Source organism: Pseudomonas sp. SJZ080, from assembly GCF_007828295.1.
Taxonomy (GTDB): domain Bacteria; phylum Pseudomonadota; class Gammaproteobacteria; order Pseudomonadales; family Pseudomonadaceae; genus Aquipseudomonas; species Aquipseudomonas migulae_A.
Map to the genome: position 1 here is coordinate 273,891 of NZ_VIUK01000002.1, position 26,185 is coordinate 300,075.

A 26,185-nucleotide genomic window follows, 5' to 3' on the forward strand; every position below is an offset into this window, starting at 1 on the left:
GGGGCCTCCTATCGGCGGATCGCCAGACGCTGCTCGAGGTAACGCAGCATCATGGCAATGAGGTAACAGGCCGCAACATAGAGCGCTGTGGTCACCAGCCAGGTTTCAATCACCCGGTAGCTCTCGACATTGATCTTGCGCGCGTAATAGGTCAGCTCCGGCACGGCAATCGCCGCCGCCAGCGAGGTGTCCTTGAACAGCGAAATGAAGTTGTTCGACAGCGCCGGCAACACATTGCGCAGCATCACCGGAACAGTGACGTAGGCCTTGACCTGCCACTCGCCCAGGCCGATCGCCAACCCGGCTTCGCGCTGCCCCTTGGGAATGCTCAGCAAGCCGCCACGGAACACTTCCGTCAGGTAGGCCCCGGCGTACAGCGACAGGGTGATGATGAACGACGGGATCTTGTCCAGACGAATGCCGAGACTCGGCAAGGCGAAGTAAATCAACAGAATCAACACCAGAATCGGCGTGTTACGGATCACCGTCACATACACCGAGGCCAGCACCCGCAACGCGCGATGCTTCGACAGCAAGGCAAACGCCATCAGCAGGCCGATCACGCAGCCGATGGCGATCGACACCAGCGCCAGCTCAAGGCCCAGACCGAGCCCCGCCAGCAAAGTGTCGAAATCGCGCCACACGGCGGCAAAGTTCAACTGATAGTTCATGGTCAGCAGTACCTTGAGCGGGGCGATTCATCACCGCCCCGCTCTCACGGGATCATTTGAATTCGACGGGGAAACCGATGGCTGGAGTCGGCAGATCGACACCGAACCACTGTTTGAAGGACGCCGCGTAAGTCGGGAACTCAACGCCGGTCATGGCTTCATGCAGGGTGGTGTTGACGAAGTTCAGCCAGTCCTGATCGCCGCGCTTGACCGCACAGGCGTAGGTTTGCGGGCTCCAGGCGTAGGCCGGGCTGCGATAGCGGCCGGGGTTCTGCACCATCAGGTATTTCACCGACGACTGATCGGTGGCGGCGGCGTCGGCACGGCCGGAGTTCACGGCCTGGTACATCAGGTCCACGCTGTCGTACTGATCGACCTTGGCTTTGGGCAACGCCTGATGCACCAACTCTTCGGCGTATACGTTCTGCAGCACCGCCACGGTCACGCTGTCATTGGCGGCCTTCAGGTCTTCGATTTCCTTGTACTTGCTGTTCGCCGGCAACAGCAGGCCGACACCTTCGCGGTAGTACGGCAGCGTGAACGCCACTTGCTGGGCACGGCTGGCGGTCACGGTGATGAACTGGCAGCTCATGTCGACCTTGTCGGTCAGCAGGTTGGGAATCCGCGCATCGGACGACTGCACCACAAACTCGACCTTGCTCGGGTCGTTGAACAGCCCTTTGGCGACCATCCGCCCGATATCGATATCAAAACCCTGCAACTTGCCATCCGCTCCCTGGAAATGCCACGGCGCGTTGGTACTGCCCGTACCCACGATCAGTTTCCCGCGGGCCAACACGCTATCGAGCTTGCTGTCCGCCGCCTGGGCCACACCCACGGCAGCAGCCGAAGCCGCAAAGAGAAAAACACACGCTTTAAACAAGGAAGGTCGGCGATGCATGGCAAGCACTCCAGGATGATGTTTATTCCGCTATACCGGAACTAGGTATGTAACAACGGAATAGACAGCAGAAAGTGTGCCACAGGTTGTGGGGCGAATGCTGGAGAAATTGAAAAGTGTTTTGAATCAGAGGGATGCGTAAAAAACTGCGCGGAGGGTGTAACGGAGGGTGCTGATGGGAAAACGCTACCGTTGGCTACGGGGGCGGGTATCAGGTTCACAGTTGGTGCATGGGTGCTCCTGAACGCGGCAAGGATTTGAGACACGCGGAGTGTAGGAAATTGCCTTCGCGAGCAAGCCCGCTCTCACAGGGAAATGCATTCCAAATGTGGGAGCGGGCTTGCTCGCGAAGGGGCCATCAGCCACGCAGCAAATTACCCGTCGAGCCGCCTCAACCTGACCCGCGTCACCCGGCGCTCTTCAACCGCCACCACCGTCAAATGCCAGCCTTCCCACTCATGGCTGTCACCGATCATCGGCAATCGGTCCATCAAGCTCATCACCAAGCCGGCCAAGGTCTGGTAATCGTCGGTAGGTTCCGCCGCAAACCCGGTGCGCTGGCGCACCCGCATCAGATTCAATGCGCCGCCGACCAGGAAGCCGCCATTGTCCTCGACCACATCCGGGCCTTCGATTTCGCTGGCGTCGGGTAATTCGCCAGCAATCGACTCCAGAATGTCAGTCATGGTCAGCACCCCAACGAAGTCGCCGAATTCATTGACCACGAAAGCAATGTGCGTCGAGGCTTGCCGCATTTGCTCCAGGGCGTTGAGGATCGAATAACTGTCCAGCAAGTTGATAGCCTTGCGCGCCAGTTGTTCCAGGTCAGGTTCGTTGCCGGCCAGGTATTCTTTGAGCAGTTCCTTCTTATGCACGAAGCCCAGAGGCTCATCCACCGCACCGTCGCGGATCAGCGGCAAGCGCGAGCAGGAAGAATGCATCAGCCGTGTACGAATGGTTTCGGCATCGTCGGACAGGTCGATGTGATCGACATCAGCGCGCACGGTCATCAACGTGCGAATCGGCCGCTCGGCCAGTTGCAGCACGCCGCTGATCATCACCCGCTCACGTCGGTCGAACAGCACTTCAGTTGGCGCCTCACCGTTTTCCAGCAAGTCCGCAATGTCCTCGTCGACTTCTTCCGCCGCCAGTTTGCGCCCGCCGAGCAAACGCAGCACCGCGTGGGCCGTGCGTTCGCGCATCGGCCGCAGGCCTTGCATGGACTTCTTGCGTCGGGCCCGGGCGATCTGGTTGAAGACCTCGATCAGGATCGAGAAACCGATGGCGGCGTACAGGTAACCCTTCGGAATGTGGAAGCCCAGGCCTTCGGCGGTCAGCGCGAAGCCGATCATCATCAGGAAGCCCAGGCACAGCATGATTACCGTCGGGTGTGCATTGACGAAACGGGTCAACGGCTTGCTGGCGACGATCATCAGGCCAATGGAAATGATCACCGCGATCATCATGACTGCCAGTTCATCGACCATGCCCACGGCTGTGATCACCGCGTCGAGGGAGAACACTGCATCGAGTACGACGATCTGCGCAACGATCGGCCAGAACAGTGCGTAAGTCGTACCGGTAGAACGCTCGCCGACATGCCCTTCCAGTCGTTCGTGTAACTCCATGGTCGCTTTGAACAACAGGAACACACCACCAAACAACATGATCAGGTCGCGGCCGGAGAAACTATGGTCGAACACCTCGAACAGCGGCTGGGTCAGGGTCACCAGCCAGGAAATGCTCGCCAGCAGCCCCAGGCGCATCAGCAAAGCCAGGGACAAACCGATGAGGCGCGCACGGTCGCGCTGTTCGGGCGGCAGTTTGTCCGCAAGGATCGCGATAAACACCAGGTTGTCGATGCCGAGCACCAGCTCCAGCACGATCAGCGTCAACAGGCCCAGCCACGCAGTGGGGTCAACTATCCATTCCATAAAAACGTCTCGATCTGTTCAGTGAATTCAGAATGCCGGGCACGGCAAGTCGCGGCGCAGAGGCCGTGGGGCTGCAATGTCAAAGGTATTCAGAAGTTGGAAGACCGGATGCTTCGCGTGCATCAACACCGCGCGGTAGCACGGGAAGGAAGGGTAACTGGGGGGCTCCGAGAGGGTGTTCATGCAAATCCTGAAAGGAAAAAGGCCTTGGAGCGTACAGGTGCAAGGGACTTTTCCTACAGTCAGAAATCATTACAAAATCTGTAGAACATCCGGATTTACATTGTTTTTCCGCCGTCGTCGCCGGCAGCCGGTCTCGCTCCCGCATTGGATCGTCGGCGCTCACAAAATCCTGTGCGAGTGCTACGAAAGGTGCCGATGGAGAAGCGCTGTCGTTGGCTACGGGCGCGGGTATCAGGTTCACAATCGGTGCGTTTTTGCCGAGAAACGAAACATCATCCAAGGAAGCGACTTCCTTGCGAGCAGGTGCGATCCAATAGCCACTATCCACCGTGCATTCGTTACAATGATCGACATCAATCAAGCGTAAAACCGTATTGGACAACCCTCGATGCGGCTGTTTTGATTCATGTTCCAGTCACAGAAGTAGCGCTGCCGGCCTGGAGCCAGCGCCTTGTCGCATCCCTGGAGGGTCAATGTCTTTCAAGATCATGATGGTTTTCGGCACTCGCCCGGAGGCCATCAAGATGGCGCCGCTCGCCAGAGTGCTGCGTCAATGGCCCGGGGTCGAATTGAACATCTGCTCCACCGGTCAGCACCGGGAGATGCTCAAGCAAGTACTGGATTCCTTTGAACTGACGGTCGACGATGATCTGCAGGTCATGACTCAGGGTCAGACACTCAACGGCCTTTCCCAGCAACTGCTGGCTCATCTCGATCAGGCTTACGAGCGGGTGAAACCTGACATCGTGCTGGTCCACGGTGATACCACCACCAGTTTCATCGCTGCCCTCGCCGCTTTCAATCGGCAGTTGCCCATCGGCCACGTCGAGGCAGGCCTGCGTACCGGTAACCTGCGTGCGCCCTGGCCGGAAGAAGCCAACCGACGCCTGACCTGCGTCCTCGCCGACCTGCATTTCACCCCGACCACCAAGGGTGAAAACAACCTGCTGCGTGAGGGCGTGTCCAAAGCCACTGTTGAAGTCACCGGCAATACGGTGATCGATGCGCTGCTGTGGATGCGTACGCATCAACAGGAGATCAACTGGCATCCGGCCGCCGACTCGCCCCTGGCGGTGCTCGACGATAATCGACGCATGGTGTTGATCACCGGCCACCGCCGGGAGAATTTCGGCGACGGTTTCCGCAATATCTGCCTCGCCCTTGCCGACCTCGCGCTGCGCTATCCCGATGTGCAATTCGTCTACCCGGTGCACCTCAATCCGCAGGTGCAGAAAGCAGTGTATGGCGTGCTGTCGGACAAGCCGAACATTTACCTGGTGGCGCCACAGGACTACCAGCATTTCGTCTGGCTGATGGGCCGTGCGCATTTCATCCTCACCGACTCCGGTGGTGTCCAGGAAGAAGCCCCGGCCATCGGAAAGCCGGTGCTGGTGCTGCGCGATGTCACCGAGCGGCCTTCCGTGCTTGAAGGCGGGACCGTGTTGCTGGTGGGCACGGACACCGACCGCATCGTCAAGCAAAGCTGCCTGCTGCTGGATGACGAAGCTCACTTCGAACGCATGAGTCGTGTCCACAGCCCCTATGGCGACGGCCATGCCAGCGAACGCATCGCCACCCGACTGTGCCAGTGGTTGAGCGAGCGCTCGGCAGCGGTCAAAGCACGATGAGTTTCGATTTAGTCGATTTTTTTGCCTACGTCCTGTTCGGTCTCAAATACCTCGCGATCGTCCTCGCGTTGTTGATGTTCCTCCTCGGTCTCGATGACCTGTTCATCGATCTCGTGTACTGGGGACGCAAGCTGGTCCGGCGCTGGCGAATCTATGAAAAATTCAAGCGCGCGGACGAAGAGCGCCTGTACGCCATTGCCGAAAAACCGCTGGCAATCATGGTTCCGGCATGGAACGAAGTGGGCGTGGTGGGCGAGATGGCGCGTCTCGCGGCGTCGACCCTCGATTACGAGAACTATCAGATTTTCGTCGGTACATACCCCAACGATGCCGAGACGCAGGCCGACGTCGATGCGGTCTGCCAGCACTATCCCAACGTGCACAAAGTGGTCTGCGCCCGTCCCGGCCCGACCAGTAAGGCCGACTGTCTGAACAATGTCATCGACGCGATCCTGCGCTTTGAAAGCGAGGCGAAAATCCAGTTTGCAGGGTTCATTCTGCACGATGCCGAAGACGTGATTTCGCCAATGGAATTGCGCCTCTTCAACTATCTGCTGCCGGCCAAGGACCTGATCCAGATTCCGGTCTATCCCTATGCACCGGAGTGGCGAGGCTTCACCGCCGGGCACTATGTCGACGAGTTCGCCGAGAACCACGGCAAGGACGTGATCGTCCGCGAAGCCTTGACCGGCCAAGTGCCCAGCGCCGGGGTCGGCACCTGCTTCAGCCGTAAAGCCATCAGCGCCCTGCTCGAAGACGGCGACGGCATTGCCTTCGACGTGCAGAGCCTGACCGAAGACTACGACATCGGTTTCCGCCTCAAGCAAAAAGGCATGAAGTGCATCTTTGCGCGCTACTCGGTGACTGACCCGAAACTGGCGCTCGAACAGCCATGGGCGTTCGGCATGGACCGTGTGTTTTCCCAGGTGATCTGCGTTCGCGAGCATTTCCCCCGGGATTTTCAGCAGGCCATCCGCCAGAAATCCCGCTGGATCGTCGGCATCGTTTTTCAAGGCACCAAGAACCTCGGCTGGAGCCCCAGGGGCCTGCTCAACTATTTCCTCTGGCGTGACCGTCGCGGCATGATCACTTACCTGCTGACTTTCCTGGTCAGCCTGCTGTGCCTCGTGCTGCTGGCGATGTGGCTGTTGACGGTAATTGCACCGACCGCCTGGCACTATCCGTCGATCCTGTCCACCAGCCCGGTACTCGCGGCGCTCTTGTGGCTCAACGGGTTGATGTTGATCAATCGGCTGTTTCAGCGTGGCTGGTTCGTCACCCGTTACTACGGACTGGTCGAAGGCCTGCTGTCGACACCGCGCACGATATGGAGCAACTTCATCAACTTCTTCGCCAACGTGCGGGCGCTGCGCCAGGTCATGGAAATGGGTGATTCGCGCCGCGTGGCGTGGGACAAGACAACCCACGAATTCCCGGCCCTGACCAAGACCCACCGCACGCCGCTAGGTCATCGTCTGGTGGAAAAAGGCCTGCTCACCGAAGAACAACTGGAAGCGGCGATCACCAGCCCGATACGCCGGCGTCTGGGCCACGAGCTGCTGCTTCGCGAACACATCAACAGCACGCAACTGGTAGAAACCCTTGCCGAACAACTGGGCCTTGAATGGGCACCGTTGAATCCGTTCAAACTCGACAAACGTCTGATCGACGCCGTGCCGCGCAAGATCGCCTCCCACTACGGCGTGCTGCCGGTGGCTGAGGACGGCAATACACTGGTGCTCGCCTCCGAAGGCCCGGTGAGCCAGGTCTCCCTCGGCGCCATCAGTCGTCAATTGAAACGCCCGGTGCGCTGCCGCCTCGCGCCTCAGGGCCGGGTCACGCTGGGCATCCGCTACTGGTACGCCAGCCCCCGTCAGAATAAGGAAGTTCACCACATGCTCGAAGTGCTTGAGCGTCATCAGGACGATGAAGCCTTGCTCGAACGCGTCAGTCATCACCAAGTGCTGTTGGGCAACCTGCTGCAAGTGCGCGGCATGGTCCCGCCGAGCCTGTTCAATCAGGCGTTGATCGACTTCGATGCCGAGCACATGTCCCTGGGCGAACACCTGATCTCGCGCGGCATGATCACTCAGGACATTCTCGAACAGGCCCTGGCCGATCAGGCCAGCGAACAGCAGGCCGCCTACCGCATTGTCCGGGAGGTCGCATGAAGCCTGATCGTCATGCCCTTCTGATCGCCAGCCTGTTACTGAGCCTGAGTACCTTTTCCGTACACGCTGAACCACTGACCGAGTTCGAACAGTTCCGCAGTTTCCCCTACATGGATCGCAGTTACCGCGAGGCGAAAAAAGGTAACTGGGCCGAAGTCGAGCGGCTGATGCGCCACCTGCTGACCAAAGTGCCGAACAACGATGAAGCCCGGGCAATGCTGGTGGAAGCGCTGGCCAGGCAGCGGCGTTACAAGGATGCGGTGCAAGCGCTGCCGGACAATCCGGATAACAACGACGCCCTGCTCAACCTGCGCCTGACCTGGATCGAACAGGATCCGCCGAGCAGCGAGCAGGTGGAACAATGGCTGACGACCAGCAACCTCAATCAGCGTGTACGCCTGTGGCAGGCCTACAGCCTGAGCCTGGCCAGGTTTGGTGGCGCAGGCCGGGCCCACGACTGGCTTGCGCAACTGGCGCCCAAGGGGGACGACAATATCCTGCGCGAGGCTCGCGCCAATTGGTCCGAACAATTGCGCGACTGGGACGGCACCATCGAGCAACTGGCGCCACTGGCCGCCAGCAAGCAACTGGACGCCGAGGGTTGGAAGCGACTGGCCAATGCCTACGTGCAACGTCTCGACGAACAGCCGTTGCAGCAATTGCTGCAACAGGCACCGACACCCGAAGCGGCGCGCACGGTGCGCCTTGCCATGGTCGACCGTGCGATCGCCATGGGCGACGTCAAGCAGGCCCAGCGCTGGATTCAAACGTTGCCGGCCAGCGATCTGGCTGATCCGGCGCAACGCCAGCGTCTGTGGGAACTGGCGCGACAGACCGGCGATGTGCCGACCGTGCAACGCTTGAGTGGCGAATTGCAGCGTCCGTGCCTGGAAACGGCCGAATGGCTGTCCGGTCGCGATCCGGAAGCCGCACGCACGCAATTGCACAACTGCCCACCGAGCGACGACCCGCAAACCTGGCTGATCCTGGCCCAGCGCCTGCAAGCCACCGAGCTGCTGCAAAGCACGCGGCTGCCGGAACCCTGGGATAGCCGCCGACAGGCCCAACTGCTGGATATCTGGCAAGACCAGGGCCAGAGCGACAAAGTGCTCGCCTGGCTCGCCGACCAACCACAGACCGCTGACGTGGTGAAGCGTCGAGCCGAACTGGTTCAGGCGTTGGGGCGCAACACCGAAGCGGCAACGCTTTGGGAGCGGCATTACCAGCAGACCGGCAACCTCGGTTCACTCAATCAGGCAACGTATCTGGCGCTCAACGCCGGCCAGCGCGAACACGCGCAACAGTTGCTTGAAAGCGCATACGATCGTCACGGCGGCAAGTTGCCCGTGGCCATGCTGCAACGGCTGGCGGGGCTCTATGCTTCATCGACGACTACCCCGGCGCAACAGCAACGCATGGTGTCGCTGCTCAAGCGCGTCGACCCCGCGACTCGCGGCCAACTGTTGGCGCAACTGGCGGAAAAGGGTCAGTGCAAAGCGGTGCAACAAGCCATCGGCGACCACCCGCAGGTCGCAGGCGACTATCGCGCCCTGGGCCGCTGCGCCATGCCGGATCGACCGGGTGAAGCCGTCGTCTACTATCAGAGCGCCGAAAAACTCGGCGACCGTGGCAGCCGTCTGCCGCTGGCTTATGCATTGGAGGCGGCCGGAGATTCCTCAGGTGCCCTGGTCATCTGGCGCAGCTTCGCGGATGCAGAACTGAGTGACAACGCCAAACTGACGGCCAGTCGCAGCGCCCTCACCGCTGGTGACCCTCAAGCCGCAGAACGTTACTGGCAACGCAGCCAAGCCCGAGGCGCCAATGAATGGTCGCTCGGTGCAGCGGTTGCCGACGCCCGCGGCGATCATGCAGAGGCATTGCAGCGTCAACGCTCAGCCTTGCAACAGGCGCCGGATGCCGGTCATTTTTATGCGGCGTCGGTCACCGCGCAGAAGGCCGGCGAGCTGGAGCAAAGCACCACGTGGCTGGCCGAAGCCGTGCGCCGCGAACCGAACAACCCGCGGTACCGTGCCGATTACGGCATGCGTCTCGCCGGGGCTGACACGAAAGAACAGCGCGCCCACGCCCCCCCGTACCTGCAAAGCGCTACCCGGGATTTCCCGGAAGACTATCGCCTCGGCGAAACCCTCGCCCTGCGTTATGACGAAGCCGGAGACAGCGCGGCGGCGCGCAAGGAATTGCGTCGGGTCATTGACCTGGAACAGCACCCGATCGCCGCCGACGATGAGGACGGCAGCATGGAAGCCCGCCGCTATCGCCAGCGCCGCGCTCACGAAACCCTGTCCCGCCGCGACAGCCGCACGCTCGCCAGCACCTGGTCGCCGGCCGGGGTCTCGACCAACGACAGTTTCCGCCCCAATGGCACCCTTCGCGACTCGTCACGTCGCGCCACCTCGCAGAATGTGCAAGTGGCCATCTGGGACCATGCGCTCGGAGAAGAACCGAGTCGCGCCGGTAGCGCGTTGTCACTCTACGGCCGCGTGTTGCTCGGTGGGCAGGGCCGATCGAGCTATGGCGAATCCCTCGGCACCGGCGTGGGTCTGCGCTACAAACCGTGGGGCACCGCGAACATCAACTTCTACGGCGAGATCTACAAGCAAAGCACGTTCAATGACAACGACAATCAGCATCTGAGCCTGGGTCAACTGCTCATCCCCGAAAAGCTGGCCGACCAGTTCAACGACCACCGCCAGGACGGTCACACCAGCACCGATTACCTGCTGCGCGCCACCGCGTCATTCCTCGATCAGGGGCGATTCCGCAACGATTGGCGCGTCGATGAAAACGACTGGGAAGAACGCTTCCTCTACCTCGACGCGGCGTGGTGGACCAAGGCCGGTGATCACCAATGGCTGTCGCGATTCCAGCAAGGTCACACCTGGAAGCTGCCGTTCAACGGCGCGCAAACCATCATGCCTTACGGCTTTCTCGAGTTCGCCACACAGGACCCGAGCAACGACTGGCGCCAGGACCTGCGCACCGGTATCGGCCTGCGTTGGCAATGGTGGTTCGACGACGACATCTACAACGCTTACCGCGCGCACCTGACGGTGCGTACCGAATACCAGCAATCCCTGAGCGGTAATCTGTATGACGGCGGCAACGGCGTGCTGCTGGGCGTGGAGTTGAATTTCTGATGACGCGATTTCTACTCGTTTTTTGCCTGCTACTGAGCAGCACCCTGGCCCGCGCCGATGAACAGATTTTCTATCAACCGCTGAACGTCGACGCCAGTGTCAGCCAGGCGCAATGGCGGCGGATCTGGCAAGACACCGCCAGACACGGCGTGCAAACCGTCGTCGTGCAATGGACTGCCTACGGAGATTCGGACTTCGGCGGCGCGAATGGCTGGCTCGCCAACAGTCTGGAGCTGGCCCATGAACAAGGCCTGAAGCTGGTACTCGGCTTGCGCATGGACCCGGCCTATTACCAGCGCATCGATGAACTGGACAGCGCCGGGCTTGCCGTTTACTGGCAGGCGCAGCTCGGCCAGTCACTGGCTCAGCAACAGCGGCTGCGCAAAGACTGGAAGCTCCCGGTCAGCGGCTGGTATCTGCCGCTTGAGCTCGACGATTTTCACTTCCTGGCCGTGGATCGTCGGCAAACGCTGGAACGCCAGCTCAAGGATTTCGCCGGCAAACTGGACGCACCGTTGCACGTCAGCGCCTTCAATGTGGGCAAGCTCGCGCCGCAGGTGAACGGCCACTGGCTGGGTGGACTGGCGAACGCGGGAGTTCACGTGTGGTGGCAGGACGGTGCCGGCACCGGTCGTTTGCCGCCGCTGGTGCGCAACGGCTACGCCAGTGCACTGCCCTGCCCGATCGGCATCGTGCGCGAAGCCTTCCGGCAGGTCAGCACCGAGGGCCAACCGTTTCGCGCGGAACCGGCCACGCCGGACGCCACATCGGCAGGCTGTCACCCTACGGCGGTGTTTTCCCTGCGCTATCGACCGTGGGGCAAGGTGATTCTCGACAACCAGCACAAGCATCAGGTCGGCGATGTTCATCAATAGAATCTGAGTCGTCTGACCGTCAGCCTGCTCGCGAAGACGGCCATTGGTGATCATTCCCACGCTGAAACAGTGCCATCAAGGTGCATGGTCACTGCGCATCCACGGATTGAGGTGTTCGTCTGATAAAAGCGGGTTCTGTACCCCAGCGGCGCACAGCTAGCGCTCACTTGCTTCCTTGTAAATAGCTCCACGCTCCCTCTTTCCCACCGCTATTACTGTTACGACCAGCACTTCATCCACTACGCGATAGACCAGACGATACCCGGCGCTACGCAGTTTGATTTTGTACGCATTCCCAAACCCGCCCAGCCGGTCTGCGGGAACGTGAGGGTTTACCAGCCTCTCTTGAAGCTTCTTTTTGAACTGTTCCTGCAGATTTGCACCGAGCTTCTTCCATTCCCTCCATGCCTTTTCAGAAAACTCCAACTCATAGGTCATCAATTGAAACCTTTATGGTCGGATCGTTTTCACGTTCCTTACAAAGGGCGATCAACTCAAGATCTTCGAGCCTAGTCATCATGGCTTCGTATTCTTTGGCGGGAACGCAATAGAAAGCCGGCTTATTGCGGTTGAGGATCGCAACAGACAGTCCTCCACCAGCAGCCACTGTACCCATCGGATTTTTTTTCAATTCTGAAATGCTCGCTACAACATTCGAAAGGAGGATGTGTGTCATGAAGGTGCTCCAGAGAGTGCTTTAAGAAGTGCTAAAAATAGCACTCCAAAGCGTGCCTGGCTTCCACCCTTCAACATCAAAGCCGCGACAGCTACCCGTTACGACCGAACAAAAAGTATCACGCCACACGCTTCCTGATTTCCGCGTTCAATGTCGGGTACTTCCTGAAACACAATCGAGTATGTCCAGGTTGGAGTAGGAATTTTCCATTGAAGAAAAAAGGGCTGGGAAAGTCGACATCCTGTCTGTAGTCAGCGGTTTTTGACCCGCTCGATATACCGCACCACCGCCGCCGATTTCTCAAACCGCCGATAAACCAACGACAGCCACGAGCTCGCCTCGCAGCCCTTGATCGACCGGTACAGGACGCCGGGCAATCCGACATGCCCGACCACCGATTCCGGCACCACTGCCACGCCCTGCCCCAGCGACACCAACGCCAGCACCGCCACCAGCCCGCCGGGTTGCGCGCCCAGTTTCGGCGCAAACCCGCCTTCGGCAGCCACTTGCAAGGTGCCGCTGATCTGCTCCGGAAGAATGAACGTCTCGGCCTGCAAATGCTCCGGGCCGATCTCGGTCAACCGGCACAGCCACGACTCGGTCGGCAGCGCCAGCACAAAGCCCTCGGCATCCAGGCGGATAGCCTCCAGGCCTTCAGGCAAGGTCATGGGCGAGCGGACATAACCGATGTCGAATCGCCCCTCGAGCACCATCGTCGGCAACGACACCATGGGGCTTTCGCGCACATTCAGGCTGACGTCCGGACACTCGCGACTGAAGGCCTGTACCTGTTTTTGCAGCAAACCCGAGTACACCGCCGAGGCCACGTAACCCAGCTCGATATGGCCAATGTCCCCTCGCCCGGCGCGTTGGGCATTTTGCTGGGCATATTCGAATTGCCGCACCGTCGCCTCGGCTTCGATCACCAGCGCGGCGCCGGCTTCGGTCAGGCTGACTTCCCGTGTCTGGCGCACGAACAGGCGCGTGCCGAGTTCGTTCTCCATGTCCTGGATCTGCCGGGTCAGGGTCGGCGGCGCGATACCCAGTTGTTCGGCGGCGCGAGTGAAGTTGCCGTGCCGGGCAACGGCCAGAAAATAGCGAAAATGCCGTATATCCATCGGTGCATTAGCTCAAAGGTAATGAAGTTCCGTTTTCCGGCTAACGATGAGGCCAAACGGTCGCGATAAGCTCGCGGTGCAATCACAGTAGAGAGCCCATGCCATGCACGTCAAACCTCTTAGCGCCTCCGCGATCAACGGCCTTGCCCAAAAGGCAATCACATCATGAGCCGTGTCAGTCCTCGCCTGACACTGCTGACAGCATCGGGCGTCTGTTCGCTGATCGTCCTCGACACCAACATTGTCGCCGTCACGCTGCCGACGATCGCCCGGGACCTGGGTGCGAACTTTGCCGACATCGAATGGGTGGTCAGCGCTTACATGCTCGCCTTCGCCGCCCTGCTTTTACCGGCAGGCAGCATTGCCGACCGCTTTGGCCGGCAGAAAACCCTGCTCTGTGGCCTGGGCCTGTTCATTCTCGCCTCGATCGGTTGCGGCGCGGCACCCACGGCGTTGTTCCTCGACATCGCACGGGCGGTCAAAGGCGTCGGTGCGGCGTTATTGCTGACCTCGGCGCTCGCCTCCATCGGCCACACTTTTCACGATGAAGTTGAGCGGGCGAAAGCCTGGGCGTTCTGGGGCGCGTGCATGGGCGTGGCGATGACCGCTGCGCCGACCATCGGCGGGCTGATTACCGAGTACATCGGCTGGCGCTGGATTTTTTACCTCAATTTGCCGGTGGGCCTGTTTCTGATGCTGATGGTCTGGCGCGCTGTGCCGGAATCCCGCGACCCTCAATCGGCACGCCTCGATCCGTGGGGCAGCCTGGCGTTCAGCGCCAGTTTGCTGTGCCTGATCTGGGGCCTGATCGAGGCCAACCGGATCGGCTGGAGCAACCCGACCACCTACGCCCGGATGATCGGCGGCGCGCTGTTGTTGGGTCTGTTCGTCGTGATCGAGCGAATGCAGCAGCGGCCGATGGTTGACCTGCAATTGTTCAAACACCCGCGCTTCATCGGCGCTCTGTTGGGTATGTTTGCCTATGCCGGCTGCGCCCAGGTGATGATGACGCTGCTGCCGTTCTACCTGCAGAACGGCCTGGGTTTCTCGGCCATCGCGTCAGGCCTGGGCATGTTGCCGTTTGCCCTGACCATGCTGATTTGCCCGAGAATCGGCGTGCGCCTGGCCAGCCGTTTTGCCCCGGCGACGTTGATGGCCACCGGTTTGACCCTCGTAGGAAGCGGCAACCTGCTGAGCGCCTGGGCAGTCAGCAGCGGCGGATACCTGCCCTTTGCCCTGGCGATTGCCGTGACGGGCGCCGGTGCCGGACTGCTCAATGGCGATACGCAGAAAAACATCATGGCCTGCGTGCCACGGGAACGTACCGGCATGGCGTCGGGCATGAGCACCACCATGCGCTTCAGCGCCATCGTGTTGGCTATCGGCGTGTACGGAGCATTGCTGTCCAGTCATACCGAGCAATTGCTGCGCACCAGTCTGTCGGCACAGAGTACGCAATGGCTCGACCAAACTCAGGGCATCGCCTCGCGGGTGGTGGCCGGCGACATGACGGCGGCGCTGGGCCTGCTGCCGGAAACCGCTCGCAACGCGGTCGAACCGTTGGCCCGACAGGCGTTCGTCGGTGGCTTCAGTCTCTTGCTGTTGGTGGCCGGCTTACTGGCCTTGCTGGGGGCGTTGGTGGTGGGCACGCTGATGCGCAATCCGATCCCCGCCCCCTCCGCTGCCGTCATCAACGCGAATGCTTGAATGAAGCCAGCACCCGCTCGGCATTGGCATCGCAGCCCATGCCGGCGGGTTTTGCCTGAATATCGTCGATCACCGCCAACAGCTTCGCCTTGCTCTGCGCCAGGTGCAGCTGCATTTCTTCGATCTGCTCGACTTTGCGCGTGAGCCCCGCCAGCAGTTCGTCGTGCTTGAATTCCCCGGTCGCGGTGTCCGGCATCAACTGCTTCAACTCTTCCAGACTGAACCCGGCCTGCTGCGCGCACTGGATGAGGTACAGCGTTTGCAAAACCTGCTCGGGATAATGCCGGTAGCCGTTCGCCCGGCGCTCCACTTTCTGGATCAGGCCCTGGGCTTCGTAAAACCGAATACGCGACGGGTTAAACCCGCTTAACTGCGCCAATTCACCAATCTTCATCTCAGCCTCATTTGCCTGCTTGACATTAAAGTTAACTTTAAGCTTAGCCTCTGCTCTTCACTGATGAGGAGTCAAGCATGTCGCCCTTCCAAGCGTTGAATTTGCCCAACGGCCAGACCATCGGTAATCGCATTGCCAAAGCGGCGATGGAAGAGAACCTTGCCGATACCGGACAGGCGCCGTCCGATGCGCTGTTTCGGTTGTATCAGGCCTGGGCCGGGGGCGAAGCCGGATTGCTGCTGACCGGCAACGTGATGATCGATCGTCGTGCGATGACCGGCCCCGGTGGTGTGGTGCTGGAAGATGAACGCGACATGGAACGCTTTCGCCAATGGGCAACGATTGGCCGTTCCGGTGGCGCGCAGTTCTGGATGCAGCTCAATCATCCGGGGCGCCAGACCATGGCCAACCTCGGCCAGCAAGCGTGGGCACCTTCGGCGGTGGCGCTGGATCTCGGCTCATTTTCCAAGATGTTTGCCGAACCCAAACCGATGTCCGAGGACGATATCGCCGAGGTGATCACGCGCTTCGCCACCAGCGCTGCGCTTGCTGAAAAAGCCGGATTCACCGGCGTGCAGATTCATGCGGCCCACGGTTACCTGATCAGTCAGTTCCTGTCGCCGCTGACTAACCGTCGAACTGACTGTTGGGGCGGCCCCCTCAAAAATCGCGCGCGTCTGCTGCTGGACGTTGTCCGCGCCGTTCGCCAATCCGTGTCGCCGCAGTTTTGTGTGGCGGTGAAGCTCAACTCTGCCGACTTCCAGCGCGGCGGATTCGATGCCGACGATGCCCGACAAGTGATCCAGTGGCTCAACGATTCGCAGATCGATTTGTTGGAGTTGTCGGGCGGCAGCTACGAAGCCCCCGCCATGCAAGGCGAGGCGCGCGATGGCCGGACTCTGGCGCGGGAAGCGTATTTTCTGGAGATGGCCGGCGAACTGGCGAGCGTGGCGCGCATGCCAGTGATGGTGACAGGCGGAATTCGACGCCTGGCGATCGTCGAGCAGGTGCTCGCCAGCGACATCGCCATGGCCGGTATTGGCACGGCGCTGGCCCTTGAACCGCAGTTGGTCAAACACTGGCGCGAAGGCCGGAACAGCCACCCGCAACTGCCGCCGATTCGCTGGAAACGCAAGCCGTTGGCCGCGCTGGCGAGCATGGCGGTGGTGAAATTCCAGCTCCATCGCCTCAGCCGTGGACGCAAGCCGCGGCCCGACGTGTCGGCAGTCTGGGCGCTGATCCTCGACCGCGTGTACATCGGCCGCCGCACGCGGCAGTACCGGCAGGCGATGAGTAAGTAATCGAGCGCGGGCGTGGGAACGAGGCGATGGTGAGGCTGGTGAAGATCAAATGTGGGAGCGGCGGTGCGACGATTCGACTTGCTTGCGAAGGCGTCGTGTCAGCCAACATCAATGTTAAATGACCCACCGCGTTCGCGAGCAAGTCGAATCGTCGCACCGCCGCTCCCACAAGGAGACCTTTATCGCCCGGAGAATCGTAATCTGGACAGCTGCCGCAAATCCCCCGAGAGGTAATAGTCATTGGTCCAGCTGTCATCCGCCGCCAGTGGATGAACCTGCTTCAGTGCAAGCTTTTTGGCGAAATATCGAAAGCGGTAATGCTCGTAAAACCGCAGCAACTCCAAACCGTAACGATCAGCCAGGTCAGTATCGCCGCGAACGATCAGGTAGTTCTCGTCGTTGCCATTGCTGGCCGCAGCACTGAGGTTGTGACTGCCGCTGATGATCGTCGGCGCATCGCTGGTGAAGTCGGTGACTACGGCTTTGGTGTGCACCAGCAGGTTGCCCTTCTGGCCTTTCATGTTTTCGCGAAGCCAGCCCTCCAGCCCGGTGTTGAGCAGTGCGGTTGCGGCGAACTCCGCGCTGCGATCGGCGTGGAAACCGGTAATGCGGCTCGCGGTGTTTTGCAGGCCGTAACGCAAAATGTCGTCGTGGGGCTGGCCAAGCAAGGCGTTGAGGATGTCGTCGGGTAACGCGAACGCCGTGACGAACAGTACGTCTTTTTTCGCGGCGGTGATGATCTCGACGAACTCACGTAAATCGCCCTGACCCGAACGCGGTGAGAAGCCGGCGAACATCGGCTGCTGTGGGTCCATCGGGTTGTGTTGCGTGATCCATTGCCGGGTGGCGCCGACATCGCCCGGTGTCGCCCAGACTTGCTCGAAAGTGCGCAGATAGCTCGCACTGACACTGGCATCATCCAGCACATGCACCACGTTCGCCTGACGATAAACGCCATTGGGCGTGAAGTTGGTGCTGCCGCAGAGCACCGCTTCGGGCTGAAGCTGCCCGGCGGCATCGACCCGGCTCAGCACCATGAATTTGTTGTGGAAAATGTTGTGGGTGATTCGACCGCGCTTGTTCGCCGCCGGGATTTTTTCCAGGCTGGCTTCGTTGATGGCGGTGTCGTCATCGTCGGGTTGCGCGTGATACAGCACGCGAACCTTCACGCCACGCTCGAACGCTGCGTGGACGGCATCGACGATCACCTGCAACTCGTATTCGTAAATGGCGATGTCCAGCGCCCACTGATCATCCACCGCCCGCTCGATGAACCCCAGCAAGCGTCCGAGCAAACCGTTTTCCAGCCATTGCCGAGGCGCATCGGGCCAGGCTTCGATGGGCAGGTTTTTGTTGGCACTGATCAGCGCGTCGAGTTCGGGAAATTTGCGCTGGAACGCCTGACTGGCGGCCACCGCACGGTTGAAGATCACGCTTTGATGCTGTGGCAGGCCATTGTCGGACGTGACGCTGACTTCCAGGTACTCGCCCAGCTGCGGTGCATCAGCGCTGCCGTACGCCAGGTGAACCCGGTAATGGAGGGTCATTCCCGGATTGACTGCGTAATCGGCCCAGCGAAATTTCTGCAACGGCGCAAGATCGCTCGGGGTGGCGTGAAACTGCGGGAATGTATGCGCCTTGCCGGGGAACGTCAGGCTGTTGAAGAGGAACAACCAGGGCTTGCTACCCTGCTGTTTCTCGATGGCGAAACCCAGCAGGCCTGTGCGACGGGATTCGGCCAGGTCCATGGCCAGCAACACGCCGTTGGTGCCGGCGTAGGCTTTGACGCGAAAATCGTCCTGACTGTTTGTGGCGAGAACACGCATGCTTCACTCCTGTGAATGGCTTGCTTTCAGAGCATAGGGCAGCGCTGCGGATTGGTCGTGATTATCCGATACCGAGGTGATGCCTTCGCGAGCAAGCCCGCTCCCACATGGGATCCGTGAACGCCGCAGATCAAATGTGGGAGCGGGCTTGCTCGCGAAGAGGCCAGCACAGACACTGTAAAACTCAACCTGAAATCAACTCATCGATATGCCGATAATCCGCCTGTAGCTCCGCCGCCAACTGCTGCGCCCGCCCCAACCGAATCGGCCCGCGCTCGATATCGATCAACAACCCTGGACACTCCAGCGCCGGCAAACTCGACCACTCCTTCAATCGCCCATCCGTCACCAGCAACAACCGCTGCTGTTCCGCCGGAAAGCGTTTTTGTCGTGCCGCGAGCCATCGCCCCGCCTCGCCGAGCGCCGCCAGCAACGGCGTGCCGCCGCCCGCGCCGAGGCCATCGAGCCAGTGGCGTAAACCGCTGGACGCTTTCAACCCCTGCACTTGCCACGCTGGGGCATGACCGCTGGCCGTCAACAACGCCAGGCGCGCGCGTTGGCGGTAAGCGTCATCGAACAGTTGCGCCAGCAACCCCTTGGCATCGCTCAATGCCTGGTGGCGACGCGTCGAGGCCGAGGCGTCGACGATCACCAGCCACAGTTCGTGGGGCGAACGGGTGCGTAAATGAAACAGCACATCCTGGCGTTGACGAGGACGGCCATTGAGCAAGGTGCCGGGCCAGTTGATCGAACCACTGCGTGCAGCCTGACGTGTGCCCTGTTTGCCGTTGGCCAGCGATCCGGTGCGGGGTCTGGCATTCGCCCCCGCATCAGATCGAGGGCGAATGCCTAGGGCTTTTTTGGCCAGCTCGGCACTTCGCGTCGGGCACCGACCGGCAACGCCTGGGCCGGCATTTCGCCCCATTGGCCCTGGCCTTCACTCGGGTCGGAATGTTGTGGTGAGGGTTGTCGGGCCTGTTGCGGCGCCGGTGGCGATTGTTCGCGACGACGGTGACGCAAGGCGAATTCGGCCACCGCGTCGATATCCTCGTCGGCAATGGCGCTCGCCCCCCGCCACGCCGCGTGGGCACGGGCGGCGCGCAGCCAGACCAGATCGGCGCGCAGGCCATCGACACCCGCAGCGAAACAGCGCTCGGTAATCTGTGCCAGCGCTTCATCGTCGAGGGGAATGCTCGCCAGCGTGCTGCGCGCGTTCTCACAGCGTTCACGCAAAGACTGCTGCTGGCCCTCCCACTCGGCGCAGAACCGTTGCGGATCACTGTCGAAATCCAGACGCCGGCGGATGATCTGGCCACGCTGGGTCGGTGCAGTATGACCACTGAGCGCCACGTTCAAGCCAAAGCGGTCGAGCAGTTGAGGCCGCAACTCACCCTCTTCCGGGTTCATCGTGCCGATCAGCACGAACTTCGCCGCATGCCGATGGGAAATGCCATCGCGCTCGATCAGGTTGGTGCCGCTGGCGGCGACGTCGAGCAGCAGGTCCACGAGGTGATCGGGCAGCAGATTGACTTCATCGACGTAAAGCACACCGCCGTCAGCCTTGGCCAACACACCGGGAGAAAACTGTGCGCGTCCTTCACTCAGGGCCGCGTCGAGGTCGAGGGTGCCGACCAGGCGTTCTTCCGTGGCACCGAGCGGCAAGGTGACGAATTGACCGCTGGCGAGCAGGTCCGCGAGGCCGCGGGCCACGGTGGACTTGGCCATGCCGCGCGGGCCTTCGATCAGCACGCCGCCGATTTTCGGGTCGATGGCGGTGAGGTACAGGGCAAGTTTCAAGTCGTCGGCGCCGACCACGGCGGATAAGGGGAAATGCGGGGTGTCGGTCATCTTCAATTCTCGTTCATGGTCGGTGGGTGGATCAGTGCAATTCACTGACAAACCTCTTACCTGTGGGAGCGGGCTTGCTCGCGAATGCGGCCTGACATTCACCAATGGTGTCAACTGACACACCGCTTTCGCGAGCAAGCCCGCCCCCACAGAGTCGGCGGCGCATCAGCTGTCTTCTTCTATGTCCAACAACAAGTTCTCCAGCGCCTCGCGGTACTCGCCAGGCTCCTTCCACATTCCGCGCTGCTGCGCTTCCAGCATGCGTTCGGTCATGTCGCGCAAGGCATGCGGATTATGCTCGCGAACAAAATCCCGCGTCGCCGGGTCCAGCAAATACGCATCCGCCAGCAACGCGTACTGGTGATCGTCGATCAACTGCGTCGTCGCATCGAAGGCAAACAGGTTATCGACCGTGGCTGCCAGTTCAAACGCGCCTTTGTAGCCGTGGCGTTTCACGCCGTCGATCCACTTCGGATTGGCCGCCCGCGAGCGAATCACCCGGTTCAGCTCTTCCTTCAACGTGCGAATCTTCGGCAAGTCCGGCTGACTGTGATCGCCATGGTAACTGGCCGCCGCTTCGCCGCTCAGGCTTTCCACGGCGGCGAGCATGCCGCCCTGGAACTGGTAATAGTCGTTGGAATCGAGCAAGTCATGCTCGCGGTTGTCCTGGTTTTGCAGCACGGCCTGAACCTGGCTCAGGCGTTGGGCGAACTGTTCGCGGGCGGCGGTGCCTTCGTCGGAACCGCCGTAAGCGTAGCCGCCCCAGTTCAGGTACACCTCGGCCAGGTCCTCGCGGCTTTGCCACAGACGCCCGTCAATGGCGCCTTGCACACCTGCGCCGTAAGCACCGGGTTTGGCGCCGAAGATGCGCCAACCGGCCTGACGCCTGGCCGCCTCCTCATCGAGCCCCGATTGCAACAGCGCTTCACGCTCGGCGCGGACCTTGGCGGCCAATGGATTGAGATCGTCCGGCTCCTCCAGCGCGGCGACCGCTTGCACGGCGGCGTCGAACAGACGGATCAGATTGGCAAACGCATCACGGAAGAAACCGGACACGCGCAAGGTCACGTCGACCCGCGGACGGTCCAGCAGACTCAGCGGCAGAATTTCAAAATCATCGACGCGCTGACTGCCCGTCGCCCAGACCGGGCGCACGCCCATCAGCGCCATGGCCTGCGCGATGTCATCGCCGCCGGTGCGCATGGTCGCAGTGCCCCAGACCGACAGGCCGAGCTGACGCAGGTGATCGCCGTGATCCTGCAAGTGCCGTTCAAGAATCAGGTTGGCCGACTGGAAACCGATGCGCCACGCAGTGGTGGTCGGCAGGTTGCGCACGTCTACCGAATAGAAGTTGCGTCCGGTCGGCAGCACGTCCAGGCGACCGCGACTTGGCGCGCCGCTAGGGCCGGCCGGGACGAAGCGGCCGCTGAGGGCGTCGAGCAGACCGCGCATTTCTGCGGGGCCGCAGGCGTCCAGTCGAGGTGCGACGACTTCGTGCAGGTTGTCGAGGATGGCGCCAACCTCGTCCCAACTCGCCTCCTGTGGGAGAAGGCCCCCTCGCCACAAGGGTTCGGGGTCGGGATTCAGGGTTTGCGCGATGAGTTGCGCGGCGAACAGCTCCAGGCGCTCGCGGGTGTCCCCCGCCGTGCGCCAGGCTTCATCGCCAAGCGATTGCAGTTCAATTGGACGCGGCCCGGCCCAAGGCTCGGCCAACGCACAATCCAGTGGATCAAACCCCAACTCGAACGCCTTGGCCAACGCTCGCAACAGACTTGATTGCGCCCCACGGCCATCGCCACGAGGAATGCGCAACAACGCCAACAACGTATCAATGCGCAAACGCCCGGAGGGCGACTCGCCAAAGATGTGCAGGCCATCGCGGATCTGCGACTCTTTCAAATCGCACAGGTAAGTGTCGAGACGCGGCAACCAGATCGCCGCATCGGCGTCGCTGTCGAGTTTCTCGTCCAGTTGCAGTTCGCGGTCGATGTGCGTGTCGCGCACCAGTTGCAGGATGTCGCGCTGCAACTCCCGGGCGCGACGCGGATCCAGCAATTGCGCTTCGTAATATTCGTCGGCCAACAGTTCGAGGTTGCGCAGTGGCCCGTAGGTTTCGGCGCGGGTCAGCGGCGGCATCAGGTGATCGATGATCACCGCCTGAGTGCGCCGCTTGGCCTGGGCGCCCTCGCCCGGATCGTTGACGATGAACGGATAGATGTTCGGCAGCGGCCCGAGCAAGGCGTCCGGCCAGCAGGTGTCCGACAGCCCGACGCCTTTGCCCGGCAGCCACTCGAGGTTGCCGTGCTTGCCGACATGGATGACGCCGTGAGCGCCATAGGTGTTGCGCAACCAGAAGTAGAACGCCAGATAGCCGTGGGGCGGCACCAGGTCCGGGTCGTGATAGACCGCGCTCGGATCGACCTGATAACCGCGCGCCGGTTGAATGCCGATGAAGGTCAGGCCCAAACGCAGTCCGGCGATCATCATCCGCCCGCCGCGGAACATCGGGTCGCTTTCGGGTGTGCCCCAGCGCTCCAGCACGGCTTGGCGGTTGGCCTCGGGCAAGGCGTTGAACATCGAGTTGTAGTCGTCCAGGGCCAGGCTTTGATGACACGGACGCTGGTCGAGGGTATCGAGGTCGTTGCTGACACCGCCGAGCAATTGCTGGATCAACGCGGTGCCGCTGTCGGGCAGTTCGGCGGGCAGCGGATAACCTTCTGCGTGCAACGCACGAAGGATGTTCAACGCTGCGGCGGGTGTATCGAGGCCGACGCCATTGCCAATGCGCCCGTCGCGGGTCGGGTAATTGGCGAGGATCAGGGCGATGCGTTTTTCGCTGTTCGGCAGCCGCGCGAGATCGATCCAGCGCCGCGCCAGTTCGGCGACAAAATCCATGCGCTCAGGTGCAGGGCGGTAACAGACCACATCGGACTGACTGCGCTCACTGCGCCACGCCAGGTCCTTGAAACTGATCGGGCGGCTGATGATCCGGCCGTCCAGTTCTGGCAGCGCAATGTGCATCGCCAGATCCCGCGGACCAAGACCTTGCTCGCTGGCACGCCAACCGGGTTCATTGTCCTGGGCGCAGATGGCCTGGATCACCGGGATATTGCGGCGGAACGGCCGCAAATGCGGCGCTTCGGGGCTGGATTGAGCGAAACCGGTGGTGTTGAGAATCACCCCTGCTTCGACTTCATCCAGCCAGTCCTCGACCACCGCCAGGCAGCCGGGCTCTTTCAAACTGGCCACGGCAATCGGCAAGGGGTTCAACCCCGCCGTTTGCAAACGCTGGCAGAAAACATCGATGAACGCAGTGTTCGCCGCCTGCAAATGCGAGCGGTAAAACAGCACCGCCGCCACCGGTTGACCGGCTTGCCAGTCGGCGTGCCAATCACTCAATGCGGCGGGGCTTTTTTGTGGGTGATAGATCGCGGTACGCGGCAGGGTTTGCGGTTCGGCCCACGCATAGTCGCGATCCAGCCAGCGATTGGCCAGACAGCGAAACAGATCGAGGGCGTTGGCCATGCCGCCCTGGCGCAGGTAATGCCAGAGCCGGTCGCGGTCTTCGACGCCAACCGTGCTGAGGTCGCTGAGCTCCGGGTCCGGGCGATCATCGCCGGGCACCAGAATCAGCTGCACGCCGCGCTGCGAAAGCTCGACCAGACGCTCGACGCCGTAACGCCAATAGGCAATGCCGCCATGCAGCGAAATCAGAATTACCTTGGCGTGGCGCAGCACTTCATCGACATACAGGTCGACCGACGCATGGTTCTGCACCTGCATCGGATTGGCCAGGCGCACGCTCGGGTAATGGTCCGGCAATTGCTGCGCCGCTTCGGCGAGCAGCGCCAGGCTGGAATCACCGCTGCACAGGATCACCAGCTCGGCGGGGGTTTGTCCAAGGTCGGCAATGTTGTCGTCCGACACGAAAGCGCCGGGCTGGGTCCTGAGCAGGTGCATGGGTTAAACGCTGAGCGCGGCGCGCAGTTGCACTTCGAGTTGCGCGGCGTCCAACTCCTGACCGATCAACACCAGACGCGTGGTGCGCGCTTCATCAGTGCCCCACTGACGATCGAAGTGCTTGTCGAAACGCGTGCCCACGCCCTGGATCAACAGACGCATCGGTTTGTTCGGGATGGCGGCGAAGCCTTTGACCCGCAGAATGCCGTGCTTGACCACCAGTTGGGTCAGCGCGTCCAGCAGCAGGCTTTCGTCGGCTTGTGGCAGTTCGATGGAAATGGAGTCGAACGCGTCGTGATCGTGATCATCTTCGCCTTCATGGTGGTGATCATGATGGCTGTGACGGCTGTCGATGTGCTCTTCGGAACCGGCGCCGAGGCCGATCAGCACGTCCAGTGGCAGGCGACCGCTGCTGGCTTCGATGACTTTCACCGCCGGCGGCAGTTCTTCGGCGACTTCCAGGCGTACGCGAGCCAGGTCTTCCGGGCTGATCAGGTCGGCCTTGTTGAGAATCACCAGGTCGGCGCTGGCCAGTTGGTCGGCGAACAGTTCGTGCAGGGGCGATTCGTGGTCCAGGTTCGGGTCGAGTTTGCGCTGGGCGTCGACCTGATCCGGGAAGGCCGCGAAAGTGCCGGCGGCAACAGCCGGGCTGTCGACCACGGTGATCACCGCGTCAACCGTGCAGGCGCTGCGGATTTCCGGCCACTGGAAGGCTTGCACCAAAGGCTTTGGCAGGGCCAGGCCGGAGGTTTCGATCAGGATGTGGTCAAGGTCGCCGCGACGAGCGACCAGTTCGCGCATCACCGGGAAGAATTCTTCCTGGACGGTGCAGCACAGGCAGCCGTTGGCCAGTTCGTAGACCCGGCCGTTGGCTTCTTCTTCGGTGCAGCCGATGGAACATTGCTTGAGGATTTCGCCGTCGATGCCCAGTTCGCCGAACTCGTTGACGATCACCGCAATGCGGCGGCCCTGAGCGTTGTCCAGCATGTGCCGCAGCAAGGTGGTTTTGCCCGAGCCGAGGAAGCCGGTAACGATGGTGACGGGGAGTTTGGCCAGTGTTTTCATCGGATGCCCTTTGGCAAGGTGGCGGGCATACGGGACGACGACCGCTGCAACGAATGCGCGCGCGGAAGATTTCGCCACCGGATCACCCCGCCCGGTTGTAGTGAGAATTCGTGTCGAGGCAGGTCTCCTGGCTGACGGTGTGCCAGTCGCTGGACTGGCGTTTGCTGCGCCTTCCCGCGGGCTCCAGGGCTGGAGCGTGCAGTGGCGTGGCAGCGAACATCACCGTTCACAGTTGCGGGGGCAGCCGCGGCATCGACCGCGTTCCCTTCTTAGCTTCGGCAAACGCCGAAGAACCTCGAAAGCGCAAGGCTACGCATCGTCTTGGGGCGGGTCAATGTCTGTAGGCGCTGACGAAGGCTGCGATCTTTTGATTTTGCTTTTAAAAAACAGGATCAAAAGATCGCAGCCTTCGGCAGCTCCTACAAATCATCATTTCAATCCCAATTGAGAACCCCTGCCAATTGACGCCCAACCCCTGCCCATGCTCTCCTACGCACCTTGTTACGGGTGCCCTTCACAGGGTGAAACGGGAAACCGGTGAATCATGTGCTTTACTCAAAGCCATGTCAGTCCGGTGCTGCCCCCGCAACGGTAAGCGAGCGAAGCGTCAGATCCACTGTGCCAGCAGTTAGGCATGGGAAGGTGACGCTTGCAGGTTTCGGCTGACGCCCAAGCCCCTCGCGAGCCCGGAGACCGGCCCGCAACACAAAGTGACGTTCTGTTCACTGAATAACAAACCCGCGGTGGGCGGGCGCTGTTTGAATCTCTG

The 26,185-nt window shown here is 61.3% G+C and carries 19 protein-coding genes and 2 riboswitches; of the genes, 6 read left to right on the forward strand and 13 right to left on the reverse strand.

Features of this window, described 5'->3' with window-relative positions; translation table 11 throughout:
• Window positions 1-8: 8 nt before the first annotated feature.
• The 4 genes from FBY04_RS03745 to FBY04_RS03760 form a co-directional block, all read right to left on the reverse strand.
• Window positions 9-671: an amino acid ABC transporter permease gene (locus FBY04_RS03745; protein ID WP_007941741.1), complete on the reverse strand. Its 663-nt coding sequence runs from the start codon at window positions 669-671 to the stop codon at window positions 9-11.
• 52 nt (window positions 672-723) lie between these two features.
• Window positions 724-1,572 (reverse strand): transporter substrate-binding domain-containing protein, encoded by an 849-nt coding sequence (locus FBY04_RS03750; protein WP_145314551.1) that lies wholly within the window; start codon window positions 1,570-1,572, stop codon window positions 724-726.
• Between the two features lie 374 nt (window positions 1,573-1,946).
• Window positions 1,947-3,506, reverse strand: coding sequence for a TerC family protein (locus tag FBY04_RS03755; RefSeq protein WP_084322826.1), 1,560 nt, complete (start codon window positions 3,504-3,506; stop codon window positions 1,947-1,949).
• Between the two features lie 79 nt (window positions 3,507-3,585).
• Window positions 3,586-4,050: a hypothetical protein gene (locus FBY04_RS03760; RefSeq protein ID WP_145314552.1), complete on the reverse strand. Its 465-nt coding sequence runs from the start codon at window positions 4,048-4,050 to the stop codon at window positions 3,586-3,588.
• Window positions 4,051-4,162: 112 nt separating this feature from the next.
• Between FBY04_RS03760 and wecB the strand changes: the two genes are divergently transcribed.
• The 4 genes from wecB to FBY04_RS03780 are packed head-to-tail and all read left to right on the forward strand — an operon-like array spanning window position 4,163 to window position 11,521.
• Complete coding sequence (wecB, locus tag FBY04_RS03765) at window positions 4,163-5,317, forward strand: non-hydrolyzing UDP-N-acetylglucosamine 2-epimerase (protein ID WP_084322825.1); 1,155 nt, start codon at window positions 4,163-4,165, stop codon at window positions 5,315-5,317.
• Window positions 5,314-7,488, forward strand: a complete 2,175-nt coding sequence (nrfB, locus tag FBY04_RS03770) for a cyclic di-3',5'-guanylate-activated glycosyltransferase NrfB (RefSeq protein WP_145314553.1) — start codon at window positions 5,314-5,316, stop codon at window positions 7,486-7,488. Before wecB ends, nrfB begins: the two co-directional genes overlap by 4 nt.
• The gene (locus FBY04_RS03775) at window positions 7,485-10,646 is read left to right on the forward strand and encodes a phage receptor (RefSeq protein WP_145314554.1); all 3,162 of its coding nucleotides are present in this window, start codon (window positions 7,485-7,487) and stop codon (window positions 10,644-10,646) included. The genes nrfB and FBY04_RS03775 overlap by 4 nt, the downstream gene beginning before the upstream one ends.
• Window positions 10,646-11,521: a DUF4434 family protein gene (locus FBY04_RS03780; RefSeq protein WP_145314555.1), complete on the forward strand. Its 876-nt coding sequence runs from the start codon at window positions 10,646-10,648 to the stop codon at window positions 11,519-11,521. Before FBY04_RS03775 ends, FBY04_RS03780 begins: the two co-directional genes overlap by 1 nt.
• A gap of 156 nt (window positions 11,522-11,677) precedes the next feature.
• Here FBY04_RS03780 and FBY04_RS03785 read toward each other — a convergent pair whose 3' ends face one another.
• The 3 genes from FBY04_RS03785 to FBY04_RS03795 all read right to left on the reverse strand — a co-directional run bounded on the left by FBY04_RS03785 (window position 11,678) and on the right by FBY04_RS03795 (window position 13,315).
• A complete protein-coding gene (locus FBY04_RS03785; protein WP_145314556.1) occupies window positions 11,678-11,959 on the reverse strand; it encodes a type II toxin-antitoxin system RelE/ParE family toxin in 282 nt (93 codons plus the stop codon).
• A complete protein-coding gene (locus tag FBY04_RS03790; protein ID WP_145314557.1) occupies window positions 11,949-12,197 on the reverse strand; it encodes a type II toxin-antitoxin system Phd/YefM family antitoxin in 249 nt (82 codons plus the stop codon). The genes FBY04_RS03785 and FBY04_RS03790 overlap by 11 nt, the downstream gene beginning before the upstream one ends.
• A gap of 251 nt (window positions 12,198-12,448) precedes the next feature.
• The gene (locus FBY04_RS03795) at window positions 12,449-13,315 is read right to left on the reverse strand and encodes a LysR family transcriptional regulator (protein ID WP_145314558.1); all 867 of its coding nucleotides are present in this window, start codon (window positions 13,313-13,315) and stop codon (window positions 12,449-12,451) included.
• A gap of 165 nt (window positions 13,316-13,480) precedes the next feature.
• Here FBY04_RS03795 and FBY04_RS03800 point away from each other — a divergent pair, with 165 nt between their 5' ends.
• Complete coding sequence (locus tag FBY04_RS03800; RefSeq protein ID WP_145314559.1) at window positions 13,481-15,022, forward strand: MFS transporter; 1,542 nt, start codon at window positions 13,481-13,483, stop codon at window positions 15,020-15,022.
• On the opposite strand, the gene FBY04_RS03805 is transcribed toward FBY04_RS03800, so the two are convergent.
• Window positions 15,006-15,416, reverse strand: a complete 411-nt coding sequence (locus tag FBY04_RS03805) for a MerR family transcriptional regulator (RefSeq protein ID WP_084322817.1) — start codon at window positions 15,414-15,416, stop codon at window positions 15,006-15,008. The genes FBY04_RS03800 and FBY04_RS03805 overlap by 17 nt on opposite strands.
• Before the next feature lie 77 nt (window positions 15,417-15,493).
• On the opposite strand from FBY04_RS03805, the gene FBY04_RS03810 reads away from it, so the two are divergent.
• Window positions 15,494-16,717: an NADH:flavin oxidoreductase/NADH oxidase family protein gene (locus tag FBY04_RS03810; RefSeq protein ID WP_084322816.1), complete on the forward strand. Its 1,224-nt coding sequence runs from the start codon at window positions 15,494-15,496 to the stop codon at window positions 16,715-16,717.
• Between the two features lie 179 nt (window positions 16,718-16,896).
• Here FBY04_RS03810 and FBY04_RS03820 read toward each other — a convergent pair whose 3' ends face one another.
• From FBY04_RS03820 to cobW, 5 genes are all read right to left on the reverse strand, one after another.
• Window positions 16,897-18,543 (reverse strand): phospholipase D-like domain-containing protein, encoded by a 1,647-nt coding sequence (locus FBY04_RS03820; protein WP_145314561.1) that lies wholly within the window; start codon window positions 18,541-18,543, stop codon window positions 16,897-16,899.
• Between the two features lie 184 nt (window positions 18,544-18,727).
• Window positions 18,728-19,273, reverse strand: coding sequence for a VWA domain-containing protein (locus tag FBY04_RS03825; protein ID WP_167362957.1), 546 nt, complete (start codon window positions 19,271-19,273; stop codon window positions 18,728-18,730).
• Window positions 19,274-19,392: 119 nt separating this feature from the next.
• The gene (locus tag FBY04_RS03830) at window positions 19,393-20,391 is read right to left on the reverse strand and encodes an ATP-binding protein (RefSeq protein WP_145314563.1); all 999 of its coding nucleotides are present in this window, start codon (window positions 20,389-20,391) and stop codon (window positions 19,393-19,395) included.
• Between the two features lie 165 nt (window positions 20,392-20,556).
• Window positions 20,557-24,351 carry a cobaltochelatase subunit CobN gene (gene cobN, locus FBY04_RS03835; RefSeq protein ID WP_145314564.1) on the reverse strand — a complete coding sequence of 1,265 codons (3,795 nt, stop codon included), beginning with the start codon at window positions 24,349-24,351 and terminating at the stop codon, window positions 20,557-20,559.
• A gap of 3 nt (window positions 24,352-24,354) precedes the next feature.
• Window positions 24,355-25,416 carry a cobalamin biosynthesis protein CobW gene (cobW, locus tag FBY04_RS03840; RefSeq protein ID WP_145314565.1) on the reverse strand — a complete coding sequence of 354 codons (1,062 nt, stop codon included), beginning with the start codon at window positions 25,414-25,416 and terminating at the stop codon, window positions 24,355-24,357.
• Between the two features lie 99 nt (window positions 25,417-25,515).
• A riboswitch (cobalamin riboswitch) is annotated at window positions 25,516-25,729 on the reverse strand.
• A gap of 175 nt (window positions 25,730-25,904) precedes the next feature.
• Window positions 25,905-26,133, forward strand: a riboswitch (cobalamin riboswitch).
• Window positions 26,134-26,185: the final 52 nt, after the last annotated feature.